The sequence below is a fragment of the Rhodococcus sp. SBT000017 genome (assembly GCF_003688915.1).
Taxonomy (GTDB): domain Bacteria; phylum Actinomycetota; class Actinomycetes; order Mycobacteriales; family Mycobacteriaceae; genus Rhodococcoides.
In genome coordinates, this window is record NZ_REFU01000001.1 from 2,927,920 (window position 1) to 2,943,887 (window position 15,968).

16 protein-coding genes and 1 pseudogene are annotated in these 15,968 nt (G+C 63.0%); 6 read left to right on the forward strand and 11 right to left on the reverse strand.

Annotated elements, in window-relative coordinates; all coding sequences use genetic code 11:
• Positions 1-126: 126 nt before the first annotated feature.
• Positions 127-1,074, reverse strand: a complete 948-nt coding sequence (locus AYK61_RS28175; RefSeq protein ID WP_121871151.1) for a GGDEF domain-containing protein — start codon at positions 1,072-1,074, stop codon at positions 127-129.
• 156 nt (positions 1,075-1,230) lie between these two features.
• Between AYK61_RS28175 and AYK61_RS13630 the strand changes: the two genes are divergently transcribed.
• Positions 1,231-1,464, forward strand: coding sequence for a type II toxin-antitoxin system Phd/YefM family antitoxin (locus AYK61_RS13630; protein WP_121871152.1), 234 nt, complete (start codon positions 1,231-1,233; stop codon positions 1,462-1,464).
• Entirely contained in the window at positions 1,461-1,859 is a 399-nt protein-coding gene (locus AYK61_RS13635; protein ID WP_183130270.1) for a type II toxin-antitoxin system VapC family toxin, read from the forward strand. Before AYK61_RS13630 ends, AYK61_RS13635 begins: the two co-directional genes overlap by 4 nt.
• Before the next feature lie 79 nt (positions 1,860-1,938).
• On the opposite strand, the gene AYK61_RS13640 is transcribed toward AYK61_RS13635, so the two are convergent.
• Together AYK61_RS13640 and AYK61_RS13645 are read right to left on the reverse strand one after the other, a co-directional pair.
• Positions 1,939-2,736, reverse strand: a complete 798-nt coding sequence (locus tag AYK61_RS13640; protein ID WP_183130271.1) for an alpha/beta fold hydrolase — start codon at positions 2,734-2,736, stop codon at positions 1,939-1,941.
• Between the two features lie 128 nt (positions 2,737-2,864).
• Positions 2,865-3,296, reverse strand: coding sequence for a hypothetical protein (locus tag AYK61_RS13645; protein ID WP_121871155.1), 432 nt, complete (start codon positions 3,294-3,296; stop codon positions 2,865-2,867).
• Between the two features lie 177 nt (positions 3,297-3,473).
• Between AYK61_RS13645 and AYK61_RS13650 the strand changes: the two genes are divergently transcribed.
• The 4 genes and pseudogenes from AYK61_RS13650 to istB (AYK61_RS13670) form a co-directional block, all read left to right on the forward strand.
• The gene (locus AYK61_RS13650; protein ID WP_121871156.1) at positions 3,474-4,088 is read left to right on the forward strand and encodes a bifunctional 2-polyprenyl-6-hydroxyphenol methylase/3-demethylubiquinol 3-O-methyltransferase UbiG; all 615 of its coding nucleotides are present in this window, start codon (positions 3,474-3,476) and stop codon (positions 4,086-4,088) included.
• Positions 4,089-4,432: 344 nt separating this feature from the next.
• Positions 4,433-6,064: an IS21 family transposase gene (gene istA / locus AYK61_RS13660; protein ID WP_121869745.1), complete on the forward strand. Its 1,632-nt coding sequence runs from the start codon at positions 4,433-4,435 to the stop codon at positions 6,062-6,064.
• Positions 6,061-6,864 (forward strand): IS21-like element helper ATPase IstB, encoded by an 804-nt coding sequence (istB, locus tag AYK61_RS13665; RefSeq protein WP_121869744.1) that lies wholly within the window; start codon positions 6,061-6,063, stop codon positions 6,862-6,864. The genes istA and istB (AYK61_RS13665) overlap by 4 nt, the downstream gene beginning before the upstream one ends.
• A 61-nt stretch (positions 6,865-6,925) precedes the next feature.
• Positions 6,926-7,594 (forward strand): annotated as a pseudogene (gene istB, locus AYK61_RS13670) (IS21-like element helper ATPase IstB); the annotation flags it as partial.
• A 550-nt stretch (positions 7,595-8,144) separates the two neighbouring features.
• Here istB (AYK61_RS13670) and AYK61_RS13675 read toward each other — a convergent pair.
• From AYK61_RS13675 to AYK61_RS13710, 8 genes are all read right to left on the reverse strand, one after another.
• Positions 8,145-9,239, reverse strand: a complete 1,095-nt coding sequence (locus AYK61_RS13675) for a glycosyltransferase (protein WP_121871157.1) — start codon at positions 9,237-9,239, stop codon at positions 8,145-8,147.
• A gap of 2 nt (positions 9,240-9,241) precedes the next feature.
• Complete coding sequence (locus AYK61_RS13680) at positions 9,242-9,784, reverse strand: putative colanic acid biosynthesis acetyltransferase (protein WP_121871158.1); 543 nt, start codon at positions 9,782-9,784, stop codon at positions 9,242-9,244.
• Positions 9,781-10,377: a serine acetyltransferase gene (locus AYK61_RS13685; protein ID WP_183130272.1), complete on the reverse strand. Its 597-nt coding sequence runs from the start codon at positions 10,375-10,377 to the stop codon at positions 9,781-9,783. The genes AYK61_RS13680 and AYK61_RS13685 overlap by 4 nt, the downstream gene beginning before the upstream one ends.
• Positions 10,378-11,634 (reverse strand): glycosyltransferase, encoded by a 1,257-nt coding sequence (locus tag AYK61_RS13690; protein ID WP_121871159.1) that lies wholly within the window; start codon positions 11,632-11,634, stop codon positions 10,378-10,380. It abuts the gene before it with no gap.
• The gene (locus tag AYK61_RS13695) at positions 11,631-12,920 is read right to left on the reverse strand and encodes a lipopolysaccharide biosynthesis protein (RefSeq protein WP_259468048.1); all 1,290 of its coding nucleotides are present in this window, start codon (positions 12,918-12,920) and stop codon (positions 11,631-11,633) included. Before AYK61_RS13695 ends, AYK61_RS13690 begins: the two co-directional genes overlap by 4 nt.
• A 65-nt stretch (positions 12,921-12,985) precedes the next feature.
• Positions 12,986-13,816: a glycosyltransferase family 2 protein gene (locus AYK61_RS13700; RefSeq protein WP_121871161.1), complete on the reverse strand. Its 831-nt coding sequence runs from the start codon at positions 13,814-13,816 to the stop codon at positions 12,986-12,988.
• The gene (locus tag AYK61_RS13705) at positions 13,813-14,712 is read right to left on the reverse strand and encodes a glycosyltransferase family 2 protein (protein ID WP_121871162.1); all 900 of its coding nucleotides are present in this window, start codon (positions 14,710-14,712) and stop codon (positions 13,813-13,815) included. The genes AYK61_RS13700 and AYK61_RS13705 overlap by 4 nt, the downstream gene beginning before the upstream one ends.
• A complete protein-coding gene (locus AYK61_RS13710) occupies positions 14,709-15,968 on the reverse strand; it encodes an O-antigen ligase family protein (protein ID WP_121871163.1) in 1,260 nt (419 codons plus the stop codon). The genes AYK61_RS13705 and AYK61_RS13710 overlap by 4 nt, the downstream gene beginning before the upstream one ends.

Below are 15,968 nucleotides of genomic sequence, written 5' to 3' on the forward strand. Positions count from 1 at the left end.
GCGCGGCCCCGGTTCCGCAAACGCGCGCGCACTTGCGAAACGCGTCCGGATTCGCCACCGATCCGGGCCTAGTTCGCGCGCACCTGGCGAATGCGCGCGCGTTTGCGGGAAATCCGGGCCAACACCTCAACCACTGCGGCGCAGCGCCTTTCGTCGATACATGTCGGCGTCGGCGAGGGGCAGCAAGGAATCGAGGACGTCGACGTTCGGATCACCGAGTGCCGTTCCGTAGGTGACGCCCACCCGGTGTCCCTCGATCAGTTCCTGGGCCAGAGCGTCGACCTGCCCTGCGTCGTGTCCGGTGACGAGGACGGCGAATTCGTCGCCGCCGAGTCTGGCGACCACACTTCCGGCGGGGGCCTTGTTCGTCAGTCGCTCGGCCACGTCGGTGAGTACGCGGTCGCCGGCGGCGTGACCCAGCCTGTCGTTGACTGCTTTGAAATGGTCCACGTCGAACACGATGACGGCGATGTTCTCCCATCGGCGGGCGGCACCGTCAGCGAGGTTCGCCGCCGCGTAGGTGAATCCTGCGCGGTTCCACGTGGCCGTCAGCGGGTCTCGCAGAGCGCCGGCGATGAGGTCGGCACCGAGGGCACCGAACATCTCGGCAGCTCCGAGGATGCACACCACGTAGAGGATTGCCCACAGAATCGGCACCGGGGCCGGAGAGAGCAGCAGCGCTGTGGTCGAGAGCGCGGCGAGCGCGATGCACAGCACCCGAGCCAGTACCACGCGGTAGGTCGCCCGCAGATAGAGCGCGAGGAACATCGCCGGTATCAGCGCCCACACCTGGCCTTCGACGTACTCGTGGAAGACCATGGTCAGGGCCGGTGCCGCCGCTGCACAGGCGATGGCGATTCCCTGCCGCACGGGGTTGGGCCGCCGAGGTGCCAGCGCCAGCAATCCGATCGCAGCCACTGCCGAGGCCCACATCTCGCCGACTGCACCGGCCCCGTTGGTATCGAACCTCGATGCGAAGACTGCCACGAGATACAGCACCATGAGCACGGCGAGCAGGGACGGGAGAACTCGGCGACGTCCGTCCATCACCGACGAGGCAGCATTCGGCATCATTTGCCGCTCTCGCCGGGGAATCACAGACCGTCCATCGCTGCCGAACCGACCGCGTTACCCGTCGAGGTATATCGAGTGACACATTTCGCACCCGACGAGAAGTCGAATTCGACGACAACACTATTCGGACCAGTCGCACTGGTCTAAACTCGCGACATGAGGACGATCACCAGCACAGAAGCCAAGACGCGGCTGAATGCGATTCTGGCCGAGGTGGAGCGAACCGGCGTTTCGATCACGATCACCAATCACGGCCGACCCGTCGCGGTACTGACACCGACTCGACCCAAGCCTCGCGTCTTCGGCCAGCTGCGTGGTCTCGTCGTACCGGAATCGTTCGACGAACCGTTGCCCCCGACAGAACTGTCCGATTGGGAAACGCCGGCGTGACATCGTTCCTTCTCGATACCAACGCACTGCTGTGGCTCGTCACCGATTCCAGCAGGATGTCCGACGACGCGCGGAGCACACTCGCCGATCAGAGCAACGAACTGGTGGTCTCGGCGGCCTCGGCATGGGAGATCGCGATCAAGACTCGAATCGGGCGCTTCGACGGCAAGATTCTGTTGTCGACGTGGGCCGAAAGGTTGACCGGGATGAACGCGACCGAACTCGCCATCGACTCCGCAGACGCGTCGGCGGCCGGCCAACTCGACTGGGCTCACAACGATCCGTTCGACCGGATGATCGTGGCCCAGGCACTACGTCGAAACCTCACTATCGCTACCAGCGACCGAGTCGTCCTCGACGGGGCACTGACGTCGACACTCGATACGCGCGCTTGACAGCACTCACGACCCCACAGAAGCCGTTGTTCCACTGAGGCTTTCGTCGGACCCAGATCGAAGGTCGAGGCGTCGGGCATCAGGTCCTGAGATCGACTTCTCCTAGAACTTGTCTGCAGACGTCTACAACCTCTGAAGGATTGGTCAGATGAACGGCGTGTTCTGCACCCGGCCACTGATGCAAGTGGGCACCGAGAGCTTCGGCCAAGCGTGCATGCGCCCTGAACACTTTGGAGGACTTCTTTCGATCGGCGGTAACGACCGCCGACGGCACGCGCGGAAGATCGCTCTCGCGGAAGTCCTGTGCGATTTCCGCCAAGCCCTGCACTGCCTCACGAAGTTTGGGGATATCGACCGCGGCGGCTTGGGCAAACGCCGACCGATCGTCCGAACTGAGGTTGCGTCGGTCTGCCAACTTGGCACCGTACGAACGGAACTGGGAGTCGAACAGCTTCTCGACCAGCGGTACCCGGCAGAGGAAGGCCGCCGCACGGGCCGCACGTTCGGTCGATCTCGCCAGGTTCACATCGTTCACCAAAGACGGATCGAGCAGGACGAGACCTGCAACATCCTCGGGATAGTCCCTGGCGAGCAGCAGCGCGGCAGCACCCCCGAGACTTTGGCCGATCAGCACAGCAGGACCGAAACCGTTCGTTTCGAGCATCGCATGCAGCGCGACGCTCGCACCGGACAGTTGCCCAGGAGTTGCGTTGCTACCCACTCCCGGTCGGTCGTACAGCACAACCCGACACCGACGATTCGACACCAGTTCGTCGACCAGACCAGGGAAGAAGTCCGAGACCGATTCAGCCCCTCCGGCCAACAGAACGACCGAAGGACCGCCGTCGCCGACAATCCGAACGGGTTGATTCGACATCGACCGCCTCCGCATTCTGCCTGGCCCCTTCGAGCCCCGATGTGCCCGAGCATACCGATTGGTATCGCAATTCCGATGGGCTGCCGCCTGCAGCTTCCACTGGCCACGAACCTGCGCCATCTTCACGCTCAGCCCCACAGAAGCCGTTGTCCCACTGAAGCTTTCGTAGGACCCAGATCGAAGGTCGTGGCGTCGGGCATCAGGTACGGGACGAGTATCCGCATCGCGTATTCGCGGTGTTCGAGCAGAACCTCGAGAAATGTGCCCGACGCCTCCTCGCCGGTCACGTCGGAGACGATGGCGTACGACCGCAGATCTCCGGCGACGGCTCGCAGATCGTGGACGAGTTGCTCGTGCATCGCGGTGTTCGATGCCCCGCCTCCCTCCGACTGCAGCGGCGCGAGCACCCGCTGTCCGCCGGAGATGGCGTTGACGACGGCCACCGGGTGCAGGCCCCAGTTCTCGCTGATCCGTTCGGCTGCGATGTCGATACAGACGTCGAGCAGGTCGTCGAAATCCTGTTGGCACTCGATGCTCGTCACTTCTCGCCACTTCGTCATGCTCGAACGTCCCCCATCGTCGACCGACTACCCCCACCCCTTCGACGCTCGGCGGCGACGAATGGTTCCCGAAAGTCGTACATTCGTACCGATTTGCCGAAGCAGCAAGATAGCTTGCTGCATTCGCGATGGGCTGCCACTCTCGACTCGAGGACATCGAACCGAGAGGACCCTGCAATGACGCACACCTTCGACAAGGACTACTGGCAGCACCATTGGGATGACAGAACATCCCATACCGTCGCCGCGAATCCGTATCTCGTGGAGGAAACAGCCGGATCGACGCCCGGCTCCGTATTGGACGCAGGATGCGGCACCGGAGCAGAAGCGATCTGGCTCGCCGAGCGGGGCTGGCAAGTCACCGGTGCCGACATCTCCGCCACTGCCCTCGACGCCGCCGCGAAGCAGGCCGAGTCGGCACGTGTCGACGCCACCTGGATCGAAGCCGACCTGACGACCTGGAACCCCACCGAGCGATGGGATCTGGTGATGACCCACTACGCGCATCCGTCTATTCCGCAGTTGGACTTCTATCGACACATCGCGCAGTGGGTTGCGCCGGGCGGTTCGCTGCTCATCGTCGGGCATCTGCACCATGGCGCACAACATCATTCACACGATGGCGAGCCGCCGCACGAGGCCACCGTCACCGTAAAAGACATCACCGCCCTGTTCGACGCCTCCTCGTGGCGCATCGACACCGCACTCGAGCGTTCCAGGACCGTCGGCGGTATCGGTGTGCACTCGAAAACGTTGCGCGATGCGGTGGTTCGCGCTACCCGTCTGATCTGACCCGGTGCCCAGCGGCGTCTGCCGCCCAGGCACCGGTGTCCGATCAGTCCGAATTTTCAATCTCCCCGAATCAGCTGTGCACGTGCATGTCATGCCACCCGTCTAGATGACGTGCCGATCTACGACGAGTGCCGCCGGACTGGAATCCGGTTTTACCCGCGACGCGGCACGAAGCGTTGTCGTCTGCCATGAGCATGGGACCAGCGTGACCTGATTTCTGCCAGGGTGATGGGACCACCTGGATTGCCAGTTATGGGACCACCGGCGCGCCTTGCCGGTGGTCCCGTCGTTTGCTCGTTCGATCGTCTGTGACAGCACGAAGTCCGTCACGGAGGTCGGTGAGCATGGCTTTTCGGGAGATCAGTGTGAACGAAATCAGAGAAGTACTACGGCTGTGGCTCGGGACGGCGGCACTGCCGGCTCCGGGGCTGCGCACGATCGCCGAGCATGCCGGTGTGGATCGTAAGACGGTCCGCCGTTACGTCGAGGCAGCCCAAGCAGCCGGCCTGAGCAGAACCGACGATGCCGGCGCGGTCAGCGACGAGGTGATCGCAGCGGTCGTCGCCACTGTCCGGCCCGACCGGCCGCACGGTCACGGCGCGGCATGGGAGCAACTGGTGCCCCATCAGGAGCAGATCACCAAGTGGGTGGCAGGCGACGGTGAACGCAAGCCGCTCACGATCGCGAAAATCGAAGTCCTCCTTGCCCGTCAAGGATGCGTGGTGCCGTACCGGACGTTGCACCGGTTCTCCACCGAGATGTGTGGTTTCGGCCGCAAGAACCTCACCGTCCGCGTCGTCGACGGCGAACCGGGGATCGAATGCCAGGTCGACTTCGGGTATCTGGGGATGCTCACCGACCCCGACGACGGGCGGGCCCGCAAAGTCCACGCCCTGATCTTCACCGCGGTCTACAGCCGGCACATGTTCGTGTGGCTGAGCTATTCGCAGACGTTGGTGGCGGTCATTGCCGGCTGCGAAGCAGCATGGAAGTTCTTCGGCGGCGTGTTCGCGGTCTTGATCCCGGACAATCTCAAACCTGTTGTCACGAGGGCGGACCCGATCGCTCCGCGGTTGAGCGATGGATGGCTCGACTACAGCGCCCACGTCGGGTTCATCACCGACCCGGCGCGGGTGCGCTCGCCGAAGGACAAACCGAAAGTCGAACGCACCGTGCAGTATGTGCGCGGAAACTTCTGGGCCGGTGAACGATTCAACAGTCTAGAGCAAGCGCAGGAGGCGGCGGTTCGGTGGTGCAGCAGCACCGCGGGTATGCGTATTCACGGCACGACATGCGCCCGACCGCGCGAGGTATTCGAGGACTCCGAACTGCCGGTACTGCTTCCGGTGCCGCCGGAGTACGACGTGCCGATCTTCAAGGACGTCAAAGTCCACCGCGACTTCCACGCGGAGATCGGGCGGGCACTGTATTCGTTGCCGCAGCAGTGGATCGGCTCGACACTGTCGGTCCGGGCCGACACCGAGCTGGTCAAGTTCTATCACCGCGGCACCCTGGTGAAGATCCATCCCCGCCAACCTGCAGGTGGGCGCAGTACCGACCGCGCCGACCTCCCCGAACACAAGTCCGACTACGCATTACGCGATGTCACCTCACTGATCAGAACCTGCAACGGCCATGGCCGCAACATCGGGATCTACGCCGAACGGATCCTCGATGACCCACTGCCCTGGACGCGGATTCGTAGTGTCTACCGGCTGCAAGGGTTGGTGAGACGTTACGGAGCCGAGCGGGTCGAACAGGCCTGCTCACTGTCGTTGGATCTCGATGTCGTCTCGGTCACCAAGATCGCGTCCATGTTGGAGCGGGCCACCGAAAAGACAGCACCGTCCTTACCGGCAGCGGTCGGACAGGCATCGACGCGATTCTCTCGTGACCCATCCGAATTCCGTTCCACCACAACACCATCACTGACCGTCGTAGACGCCGGCTCCGCATCCACGGAAGGACACTCATGACCACCACTCGCACCCCAGCCACCACCGAACCGGTCGGCACAGACCTCGTCCGACTGCTCAAGGCCCTCAAACTCGGCGCGCTCACCGACACGCTCCCCGAACGAGCAGCCCTGGCTCGGCAACACAAACTCAGCCACATCGGGTTCCTCGAAGTACTCCTCTCCGACGAAGTCAACCGCCGCGACTCCCGTTCGGCGACATTGCGATCGACCAAAGCAGGACTGGATCCGGCGATGGCGTTCGAGGACTGGAACACCCACGACGATCTCCGATACGACCGGACCCTGCTCGGAGATCTGACCTCACTACGCTTCCTCGATGCTCACCAGTCCGCGATCATCCTCGGACCCGTCGGAGTCGGCAAGACGCATCTGGCAACAGCATTGGGACACATGGCCATCCGCCGTCGACACAGTGTCCTGTTCGCACGATCGGACAAACTGTTCACCCGACTCCGAGCGGCCCGACTCGACAACACCGTCGACGCCGAAATCCGGCGACTGACCGCCATCGAAGTCCTGATCATCGACGACTTCGCGCTGCGCCCACTCGATGCCACCGAAACCAGCGACTTCTACGAACTCATCGTCGAACGCCACCGCAAGAAGACCACCATCGTCACCTCCAACCGGGAGCCGGCGGAGTGGCTGACCATGACCGCCGACACCCTCCTCGCTCAATCCGCCATCGACCGACTGACCTCCACCGCGCACACCCTCGTCATCGAAGGACCGTCCTACCGCCAACGCACCCGACCCGGAACAGTTGACGCCACCACCGACAACGAGCATCCTCAATAACGCGCCACGGTGGTCCCTACCCACTGGCAATCAGGTGGTCCCATCACCCTGGCAAGCGACATTGGATCGGTTGCTGTCGATCGAAGTCGAGGCCACCGAGGCACGCCGGTTGACCGGCAGGTTGCGGTTCGCGTGTTTGCCTACGCCGGCGTCGCTCGAGGACTTCGACTACGACGCCGCAGCCGGTGTCGACCGCAAGCTCATCGACGAGCTCGCGACCTGCCGATACTTGGAGACGGCGACGAATGTGCTGCTCATCGGCCCGCCCGGGGTCGGGAAGACGCATCTGTCGGTCGGGCTCGCGAGGGCTGCTGCGCATGCGGGGTATCGGACGTATTTCACTACCGCGGCCGATCTCGCTGCCCGCTGCCATCGAGCTGCATTGGAGGGGCGCTGGGCAACGACGATGCGTTTCTATGCCGGCCCAACGCTGCTGGTGATCGACGAGCTCGGCTACCTACCGCTACCCGGTGAGGCAGCGTCGGCACTGTTTCAGGTTGTCTCGCAACGGTATATGAAGACATCGATCGTGATGACCACAAACCGCGGTGTCGGATCCTGGGGTGAAGTGCTCGGTGACAACACCGTCGCAGCAGCCATGCTCGACCGGCTCCTGCATCGCTCTGTCGTACTCAACCTCGACGGCGATTCCTACCGCCTACGAGACCACAACGCCAGATCGGAGAAGCTCCGCAAAGCCACCACCGGAACCCGCCAACCACTACAGTGAAGACCGCTCACGAGTGGGGAATTTCGGTGAGCGCGGTTGGGGAATTTCACTGAGCCTCGTCATTGGCGATGTCCACCCAGTCGAGCCGACTCGTGCGTGCCGGTTTCTCGTCCAGGCGCTGTTCTGTCATTCGCGCGATCTTGCCGCAAACCGGACCGATCGGCATGTCGAGTCATCCGTTCGACCGACCCCCGCCAACGGGTGCATAACGCGAGAAACTGAAGGGCGTGAGCTAAGTGCCAGATTTCGGCGTCGTACCGCAATCCGGCAGGTCTGATCGTCGGCCGTGCCGATAGCGGCCGGGCCCGCAGGAACCTGTCGGGGCTCAAATAGTGCGGCGGCGATCTCATCTTGTGTCTTGCCCGCAGCGGTGAACTCGTCGGCCCGCCGCAGCTTGCGCACGAGGTCCTCTGCCGAGTTCCGCTTCCGTCCAGCCATGTTCTCCATCGTCCTATCTGCCCTGTTCATGGGCAACAAGACTCTAGAACAGGGCGGACCCGTTCACTGGGGACATGCCATCACGTTGCGCATTCCGTTGTCCGTCAACAGGTTACTGGTAGTATGCGACGAGTTTGGTCACCACGGCGTCGACGCTCGCGTGAGAGCGTACTGCCTGTCGGCCTCGGGCGGCCATGGCCTGTGCTCGATCGGGATTGGCCAACAGCTCGTCGATCGCGCCTGCGATGTCAGCAGCCGTGGCGTCGACCACCAAACCCGCACCGTGCTCGGTTACGAAGTCGGCAAGACCACAAGACGTAGTGATGACCACAGGCAGGCCCACCGACATCGCCTCGAGAACGGTCATCGGGAAGGGCTCGTCTACTGCGGGTAGGACGTAGATCGCAGCCTTGCGGAGCAAGTCGACAACATCATTCGGGCCGAGCGCTCCAATCCAGGAGATCTGCTGTTCGCCGTCGATGGCGGCCGATACCGCGGCCCCATCACCTTCGTCTGGTCCCACCAACGTGAAGTGCGCAGCCGATCCCCGTTCGATGAGCAGGTGCGCCGCTGCCACGAACATAGGAGCATTCTTGCGCCGGTGCAATCGTCCGACGAAAACGACCTCCCCGGAAGTTTCCGCTGCCGGATCCCTCGTCTCGTAGGGCTTCACACCGTTGATCAGTTCGACGCAGGACAAGCCGTGGCCGCCGATGTTCCTCAGCGACTTCAACTCTCGGTCGTTCAGGTACAGGGCGGCGGCCACACGCGCGAACACCGGCCGCGTCAGCAACCGGTCGAACACCTTGGTCGACAACCTCGTGTCGGAAACGACCATCCCGTGGGTTTGAACCACCACTTTTTCGGCTCTGAGTACCGCCATCAGCGCCATCGGCATCGTCACCAAGTCTCGAGCCAAGTGAACATGAACCACATCGAAATCGGTGACATTGGCTCTCACCCAACGCACCAGGCCGGGCGACGTCATTCCAGCAAACCCCAACCTCGGTAGCTGCACAACAGGAAACAGCTGAAGCGCAACTCCGTCTCGCTCTGTCGGAATTGCTTCGTATCCCCGTGTGCCACCGCACACTGTCACATCGTGACCGCGCCTGGCCAGTTCGGCGGCTTGGTTGAACGCGACAGTCACAGGCCCCCCGAATGCCCCGTCGGGTGAGACGAGGGTGACCACGTGGAGGATTCGCATCGCTACAGCGGTGCCTTCAGAACAGCGCCGGCCGGGACGTCTCGATGCACCAATGTCGTAGCACCCACTACCGCGTTGTCGTGGACGGTCACGCCGCGCAACACCGTCGCGCGGGTACCGATCCACACTCCGTTGCCCAGCAGAATCGGTGCATTGTCGAACTCGAAAGTGGGCGAGTTCCTGTCGTGACTTCCGGTGCAGAGCAACACTTCCTGCGATACACAGGTGTCATGTCCGATAGCGACGGGTTCGAGGTTGAGAATCCATGTCCCCTCGCCGATCCAACTGTCGGCTCCAACCGTGAGCTTCCAAGGCCAGTGAATCCGCACCCGGTGCCGGATAGAGACACCGGGGCCGATCCGGGAGCCGAACATCCGAAGAACGGCGATACGAACAGAGTTGGGGCACCACCACCTCATCACCAGGGCACCTGAAATCAGCAACCAGCAGGCTTGCACCACCCGGCCGCGCCCCTTGTCGTACCCGTCGCCTCGAAACCCCGCCAGGGAGCGAGTAGGGCCAGAGCCGTTCGGGTTGTGGGTCACTGTTCTGCCTTCCTCGCCACAGCAGCGCCAGCAAGCATGGTGGTGCCTGGTGCCACATCACGAAACACGACGGCATTGGGACCGATTCGGCATCCGTCGTGCAAGGTGATGGGACCGGTGACCACCGCACCGGGTCCGACGGTCACGTCGTTGCCGAGCGTGGGTCGACCGTGCACCGAATAGCCGACCACCGCATTCTGGTTGATCCAACAGTTGGACCCGATGGATTCGGCCGATATACATGCGGCATAACCGTGTTGAATGAACAGACCCGGGCCGATCGCATCGGCTTCGAGAATCAGCGTGGGCTCACCCCTGTAGAGCGCGCGGAGGATCGCCCGTACGGGCAAGGGGGCACTGCGCAGGCGGTAGTGCAGAAGGGATCTGAATTCACGCAACGCGCTCGACAGGTAACAGAATCTCGCGAAGGGGCCGAGGTCGTGCAGGTCGGCGATACCGACGCAGTCGATCCACCGGTCGACGTCTGCACGCACCACCTCGTCTGCGCGTGCGAGCGCGACTCCCAACCTGAGCGGATACGCGTACACGTAGCCGAGGCGCAGGAGCCACACCTTGCTTCTGGAATACGCCATCTAGTGGTTCCTCCGGTCGCTGGTGCTCTCGACGATACGACGGGCCCATGCTTCGAACTTGTCCAGTGCCGCGACCCGCGTCAGGTTTCGATCGACATAGTCGATACCCCGTCGGCCGAGGGACTGCGCGTGCCTGGTGTCGGACGCCAAAGTACGTACTCCGTCGACCAGCGCCTGCGGGTCCCCTGCCGCCACCGTCACTCCGGCACCGGATCGCTCGACTTCACGACTGGTGATACTGCCGGCATCCGTTGCGGCGAGAACGGCTGTACCGCTTGCGAAGTACGATGTCAGCTTGCTGGGAATCGACATTTGCGAAAGCCCACGCTTCTCGTTCACCAGTAGCACGTCCGCTGCTGCAAGCGCTGCCGCGTAGTCCTCACTGGGAAACGGTCGAAGAAATTCGATCGATCGCACTCCGCGAGCGGCATGTTCGAGGTGAGAGCGCCGGTTACCGTCCCCTACCAACAGGAACCTGATGCGGGCGCCCTGCCGATCGACCACTTTGCCGGCCTCGACCACGTTGTCCAGTTCCTGCTTCACTCCCATGTTGCCGGTGTGAAGCACGATCGTCTCCCCCGGTGCCCAGCCGAAGCGTCGACGAGCGCTGGCGAGATCGACCTGCGGACGGTCTGGGAGATGAGTCCAATTTCGGATCACTTCAACACGTTTCGGGTCCACCGAGTATCGCTCGAGCAGCTGTTGCTCGAATTGCTCGTGTGCCACGATCACCGAATCCGCGGACCGTAGAATTCTGGACTCCAGAGCGGCAGTCCACCGGGCACCTCGACTACCCACCAGCCCGGTCTCGCTGGCTCCCGGCCCGTAGAGATCCTGTACCCAGAGTCCGACCGGCGTGGACCGATCCGAGACACGGGCGCGCAGAAGAGCCATACCGGTGGCCAGCAGGGCAGGCGAAACAGCAAGCAGTACATCCACGTTCGGCCACGGCATCGTCGCCAGTCTGGTTCCGAAGCTGGTCTCCATCCGCACCCGACCAACTGCTCCCGCCGTCGACGGAACGTGGTGACGTAGGCGGGTGACCGGAACACCGCCGACGATTTCGCGCAACGTCCTGCCGCCGTACCGCGGGTCTATTGCCCACTGTGGATAGTGTGGGTATCCGGTCGACACAGCCACCGAGTGCCCTCGCTCGGTCAACCCGGATGCAAGATCACTCACATAGGGGGCGATCCCGGTCGGCTCCGGCGCATAGTTGAGCGCGAGTATGCCGATCGACATCGGTACCGCACTCATGTGGTGACCCCGTCGATCGTTCGACGCTGCTTCACGAGCCGCGGGACACCCAGGAGGTCAGGGATCAGCTGCCCGATCAGCACAGCGCCTGCAGTCACCACGACGACGCCGATTGCGCCGAATCTGGGCGCGACGAGGACAGCACCGACGAGAGTGATCGCGGCCATCGCAGCCATGCACCCGGCTTGCCATCTCGCCTCCCGAGGTGTGGTGAGCAACATCCCCGACGGCAGGTGCGCACATTGCAACACGAGCAGGGCAGCGAATGCCGACGCCAACGCAACGGGGGTGGCAATCTGGCCCGTGGAGAGAGTCTTCCCCACCCAAGGGCCGAGAACCACCAGTCCAGCGGCGATGACGAGACCCCCTGCGGCGAACGCTGCGGTTGCCCTGAGCCACAACGTCACCGTGGCCCCGGCATCGGGGCGACGCCGAACGAACATGGGCCACATCGTCAATGCAGCAGTGGAGAATACGGTCCAGCCGATGGCGTACATCTGCGCGAACAGCGAATACTGCGAAAGTTGATCCGGCGTGGATCGATGCGCCAGGACAACACGCTGAACCTGAAGGCCGAACGGTATCCCGATCGAGATCAAGAACATCCACAACGATCCGGCCAGCAATCCGCTTACTGGGTTCTCCGCCAGGCGAATTGCACGAGACCATGGCGGCAACCCTGTCGAGCGGAACGCAACCACCGTGCCCACAGCGTTCCCCAGGAGCGCACCCACGATCGGGGGTAGAACGAACCAGATGCCGTCGATCCCGCACGCGTACAGCACGACTGCAGTCGTCATACCCAGCAGTGAATTGCTCATCATCAGCAGGACCACGACTGGTGTCCGGTCGACCCCAACGAGAATGCGCAACCCGAGTCCCGCCGGAATCGACAACCCGAACAGTGCGACAGCGAGTGATATTGCCCATCGGTCGCTGGCACCCGACCGGATGCCGAGAATCGTTTCCCACCCATCGACCGCCATCACCGTCACGGCGACGGCCAGGACCGACAAGGCAACTCCCGCAAGCACTCGATAAGCGCGAGCGATCACGGCCTGCGCAGCCTTGTCCTCTCGAAGGTTCGCGCTGCGTGCGCAGGCAGTCGTGACGGTGGCACCGATACCGAGATCGGCAAACGGAAACAACACAGCCAGCGATCCCACGAGCGCTACCAGTCCAAAACCGATCTCACCGGTGGCACGGATCGTGATGGCAGTGGTGACGAGTCCGGCCACCGCGATGATCGGGGTTCCACCCACTCGGAACAGGGTGCTATACAGCATTGTTCGACGCTCGGCCTGATCAAGCATGTGCGATGCAGCTGGCCGGCTGCCGGGCAGTGAGGCGCTCATCGGCTGTTCCGACGGTCCAGAAGCCGGGCAAGTCCTCGGGCAGGGCGCTTGATCGCCGCCTTCGTGCGTGCCGTCCATTCGACCCAGAACGAGAGCAGCCGAGACTTGCCTCGGCTTCCGTACGGGTAGAAGCCGGCAATATCCCACGCACGGCGAACGTCCGCGAAGTGCTGGCTCTGGGGGCGCACAGATCCCACGCCCGAGGCATCGAAATCGGTGAGCACTGCCGGAACCAGGTCGGGCTCGGCCATCAGCGCAGCTCTCAGCATGAAGAGTTGGTCCGCGGCGAGCCCGAAGTCGGTGTCGTACCCGCCTAGCGACACGTAGATCTCACGCCCGATGAGCGCCGCCTGATGCGGTATGGGGCGAATACCCAACGCAAAACGAGTTCGATCGAAGGGCATGTACCCCCACTGCCCCAGCGGAGCGCCGTCCAGCCGACGCATCACTTTCCCATAGCCCCAACGGTCTGCGACGGCACGAGTTCCGTTCTTGGACAGTGCTGTTACGGCACACTGCACAGCATCCGCGTCAGCGAAGGTGTCACCCGAGTGCAGCCACCACAGGATGTCGCCCGATGCGTGGTCCGATCCCTGATTCATCGCGTCGTATCGTCCACCGTCCGGCTTGGACTGCCAGTACCGAAGATGCTGTTGAGTCCGAAGATAACTCGCGACGTGATCGCCGGATCCCCCGTCGATGACGATGTGTTCGATGTGCGGATACGACTGCGAGCGAACGCTGTCGACGGTGGCGTGGAGTCCGGTGGCATCACGATAGGAGATGGTGATCACCGAGACAACGGGTAGCTGCTCGTTCGGAGTCATCGCTGACGCACCGCCCGAACCGACACCGTGAGCAGTTTGGCCACCGCGTACAGCACCGCCCAGATGCCCGGTGACCCTCGATTCGAGCCAACACGAATTGCCTGCCGGATACCCAACGTCGACCCAGCCGAGGCTGCCGCCGCGACAGGGCTGGTCAAGTAGTAATCGCCACGAACACGCGGGCTTGCATCGTGCAGATGCTCCTGCCCCCAGTCCAGGTATCTGGAGACGTCATTCTTTCCGTTGTTGGACAACGAATTCGGTGTTACTCGATAGATCACGAACGGATCGTTCAGTTGCTCGATACGCGTCCGCGGATACTTGGACCGAACGGCCAGGAGCCAGGTTGATTCGTCGTGCACAGCGTCGGCTCGCTCGTCGAGCGGCACATCCAGCGCGAGCTGGGCGGGAAACAGCAACGTGGACGTTTGCACCACACCGTTTCCGAGGCCGGACCGATGGAGCGAGTAGGTGTACAGATACTCGGCGATGTCCTGACGCGGTTCGATGGCAACGCGCGGAAGAATCTTCTCGTGGCCGTCAGGGCGGCGCACAACGCAGGCACAGGACACGATCGTCGTCGACGGTCCACTCGCTTCCAGCAGCAGCATCTGAGCCTCGATCTTGTACGGATGCCAAAGATCATCGTCGTCGAGAAGCGCGATCACATCGCCGACGGCGTCGCGGATCCCGATTTGACGCGCCCTCTGCGCGCCCGCCCCCGGTCCACACCGCAGCACCTTGATCCTGGCGTTGGCGGCGAGGCCGAGCTCGTCAGCGGTATCGGCGACCACAATCACCTCGCAGACCGAGAAGCTCTGCTGCAGAGCAGAATCGACAGCGCCCGAAAGGGAACTGCGGCCGACGGTCGGGATCACGACGCTGACCGTGGTCACGCGTTCTGCCCGACGTCGTCAGTCTTCCTCGGCCGCAACATCACACACAGAACCGCCACGGCTGCGAACACAGTTGCCAGGTTGTACGACCACGGAGAGAACAGCAGATCCCAGCATGCTTGTACAGCGACGAGGGTAGTGACGGGCATCCATCGCCCGGCTTGTCCCGATCGAACGATGACGACCAAACACGATACGAGTAACCACAACGGAAACAGCATCCCGATCACGCCTGCCTCGGCCCACGTACCCAGCAGGATCGAGTGAAACGATGCCGAGCCGTCCGGTAGCCGCCAGACGAAGTCGAATGTGAACCGCTGCGGGAAGCCGATTTCCAGTGCCAGTCGACGAGCATGCACGAAGACGGACTCCGGGATGTTGTGTGCGTTACCCCAACCGAACCACGGCTTTTCGATGATCGCGGTGAGCGACAACGGGGCCTCGGTTCTGCCGGCCAGAATCATCGGGACGCCCTCACCCAGCTGCGCGGACACCTTGGTTTGCAGGGCGGTGCCGAACAGGCCCGATCGCGACGCGATCGGCAGAAGCAAGGTATAGGCCGACACGCTTGCGGCCAAGGCTGCGATGACGACCAGCGGGCGATGACGCCTGAGCCGCCGCCCGCTGATCACCAAGAGTAGGGCAGCGAGTACGCAGACGAGGGCATGCGAACGGTAGTTCAGAGCGAGGCTCACCCCCGCGAGCATCACCAGCGCCAGAGCGATTGCAGCGGTTGATCGCCCACGAATGACGAGTAAGTATACGATTGCGACGGTCACGGCCGGCGCGAGCCCGTACTTCCAGTTGGCGGCCAGTCCTCCTCCGATTGTCAACGGTGTGCCGACGAACAGATAGAAGGCTCCGGTACCCATTCCGATGCCGACGAGTATCGCGCACACGTCCTCGATGCGCTGACACACCAACGCAATACCGACGATGTAGAGGGCGAGCGAGAGAAAGACGATCGAGTTGGGGCCACTATCCGGAAGGCCGTTGACTGTGGCGGACACTGCGTACGCGCAGAACCCGAGCAGCGACAGGACCGTCGGGATCCACACGCGGCCGATGGACACCGACAACATCAGCGCAGGGACGACAAGCGCACAGAGCACCGACAAGCCGGTCACCGTGTAGTTCGCGAGAGGCAACCCCGAGGCTGCACCGACTGCGATCAACAACAGCCGCCGCCTGGACGTGTTGGGATGACGATGATCGTCGACCGAGGTCCCTGCGTGCCACGATGAAACGACAGACAT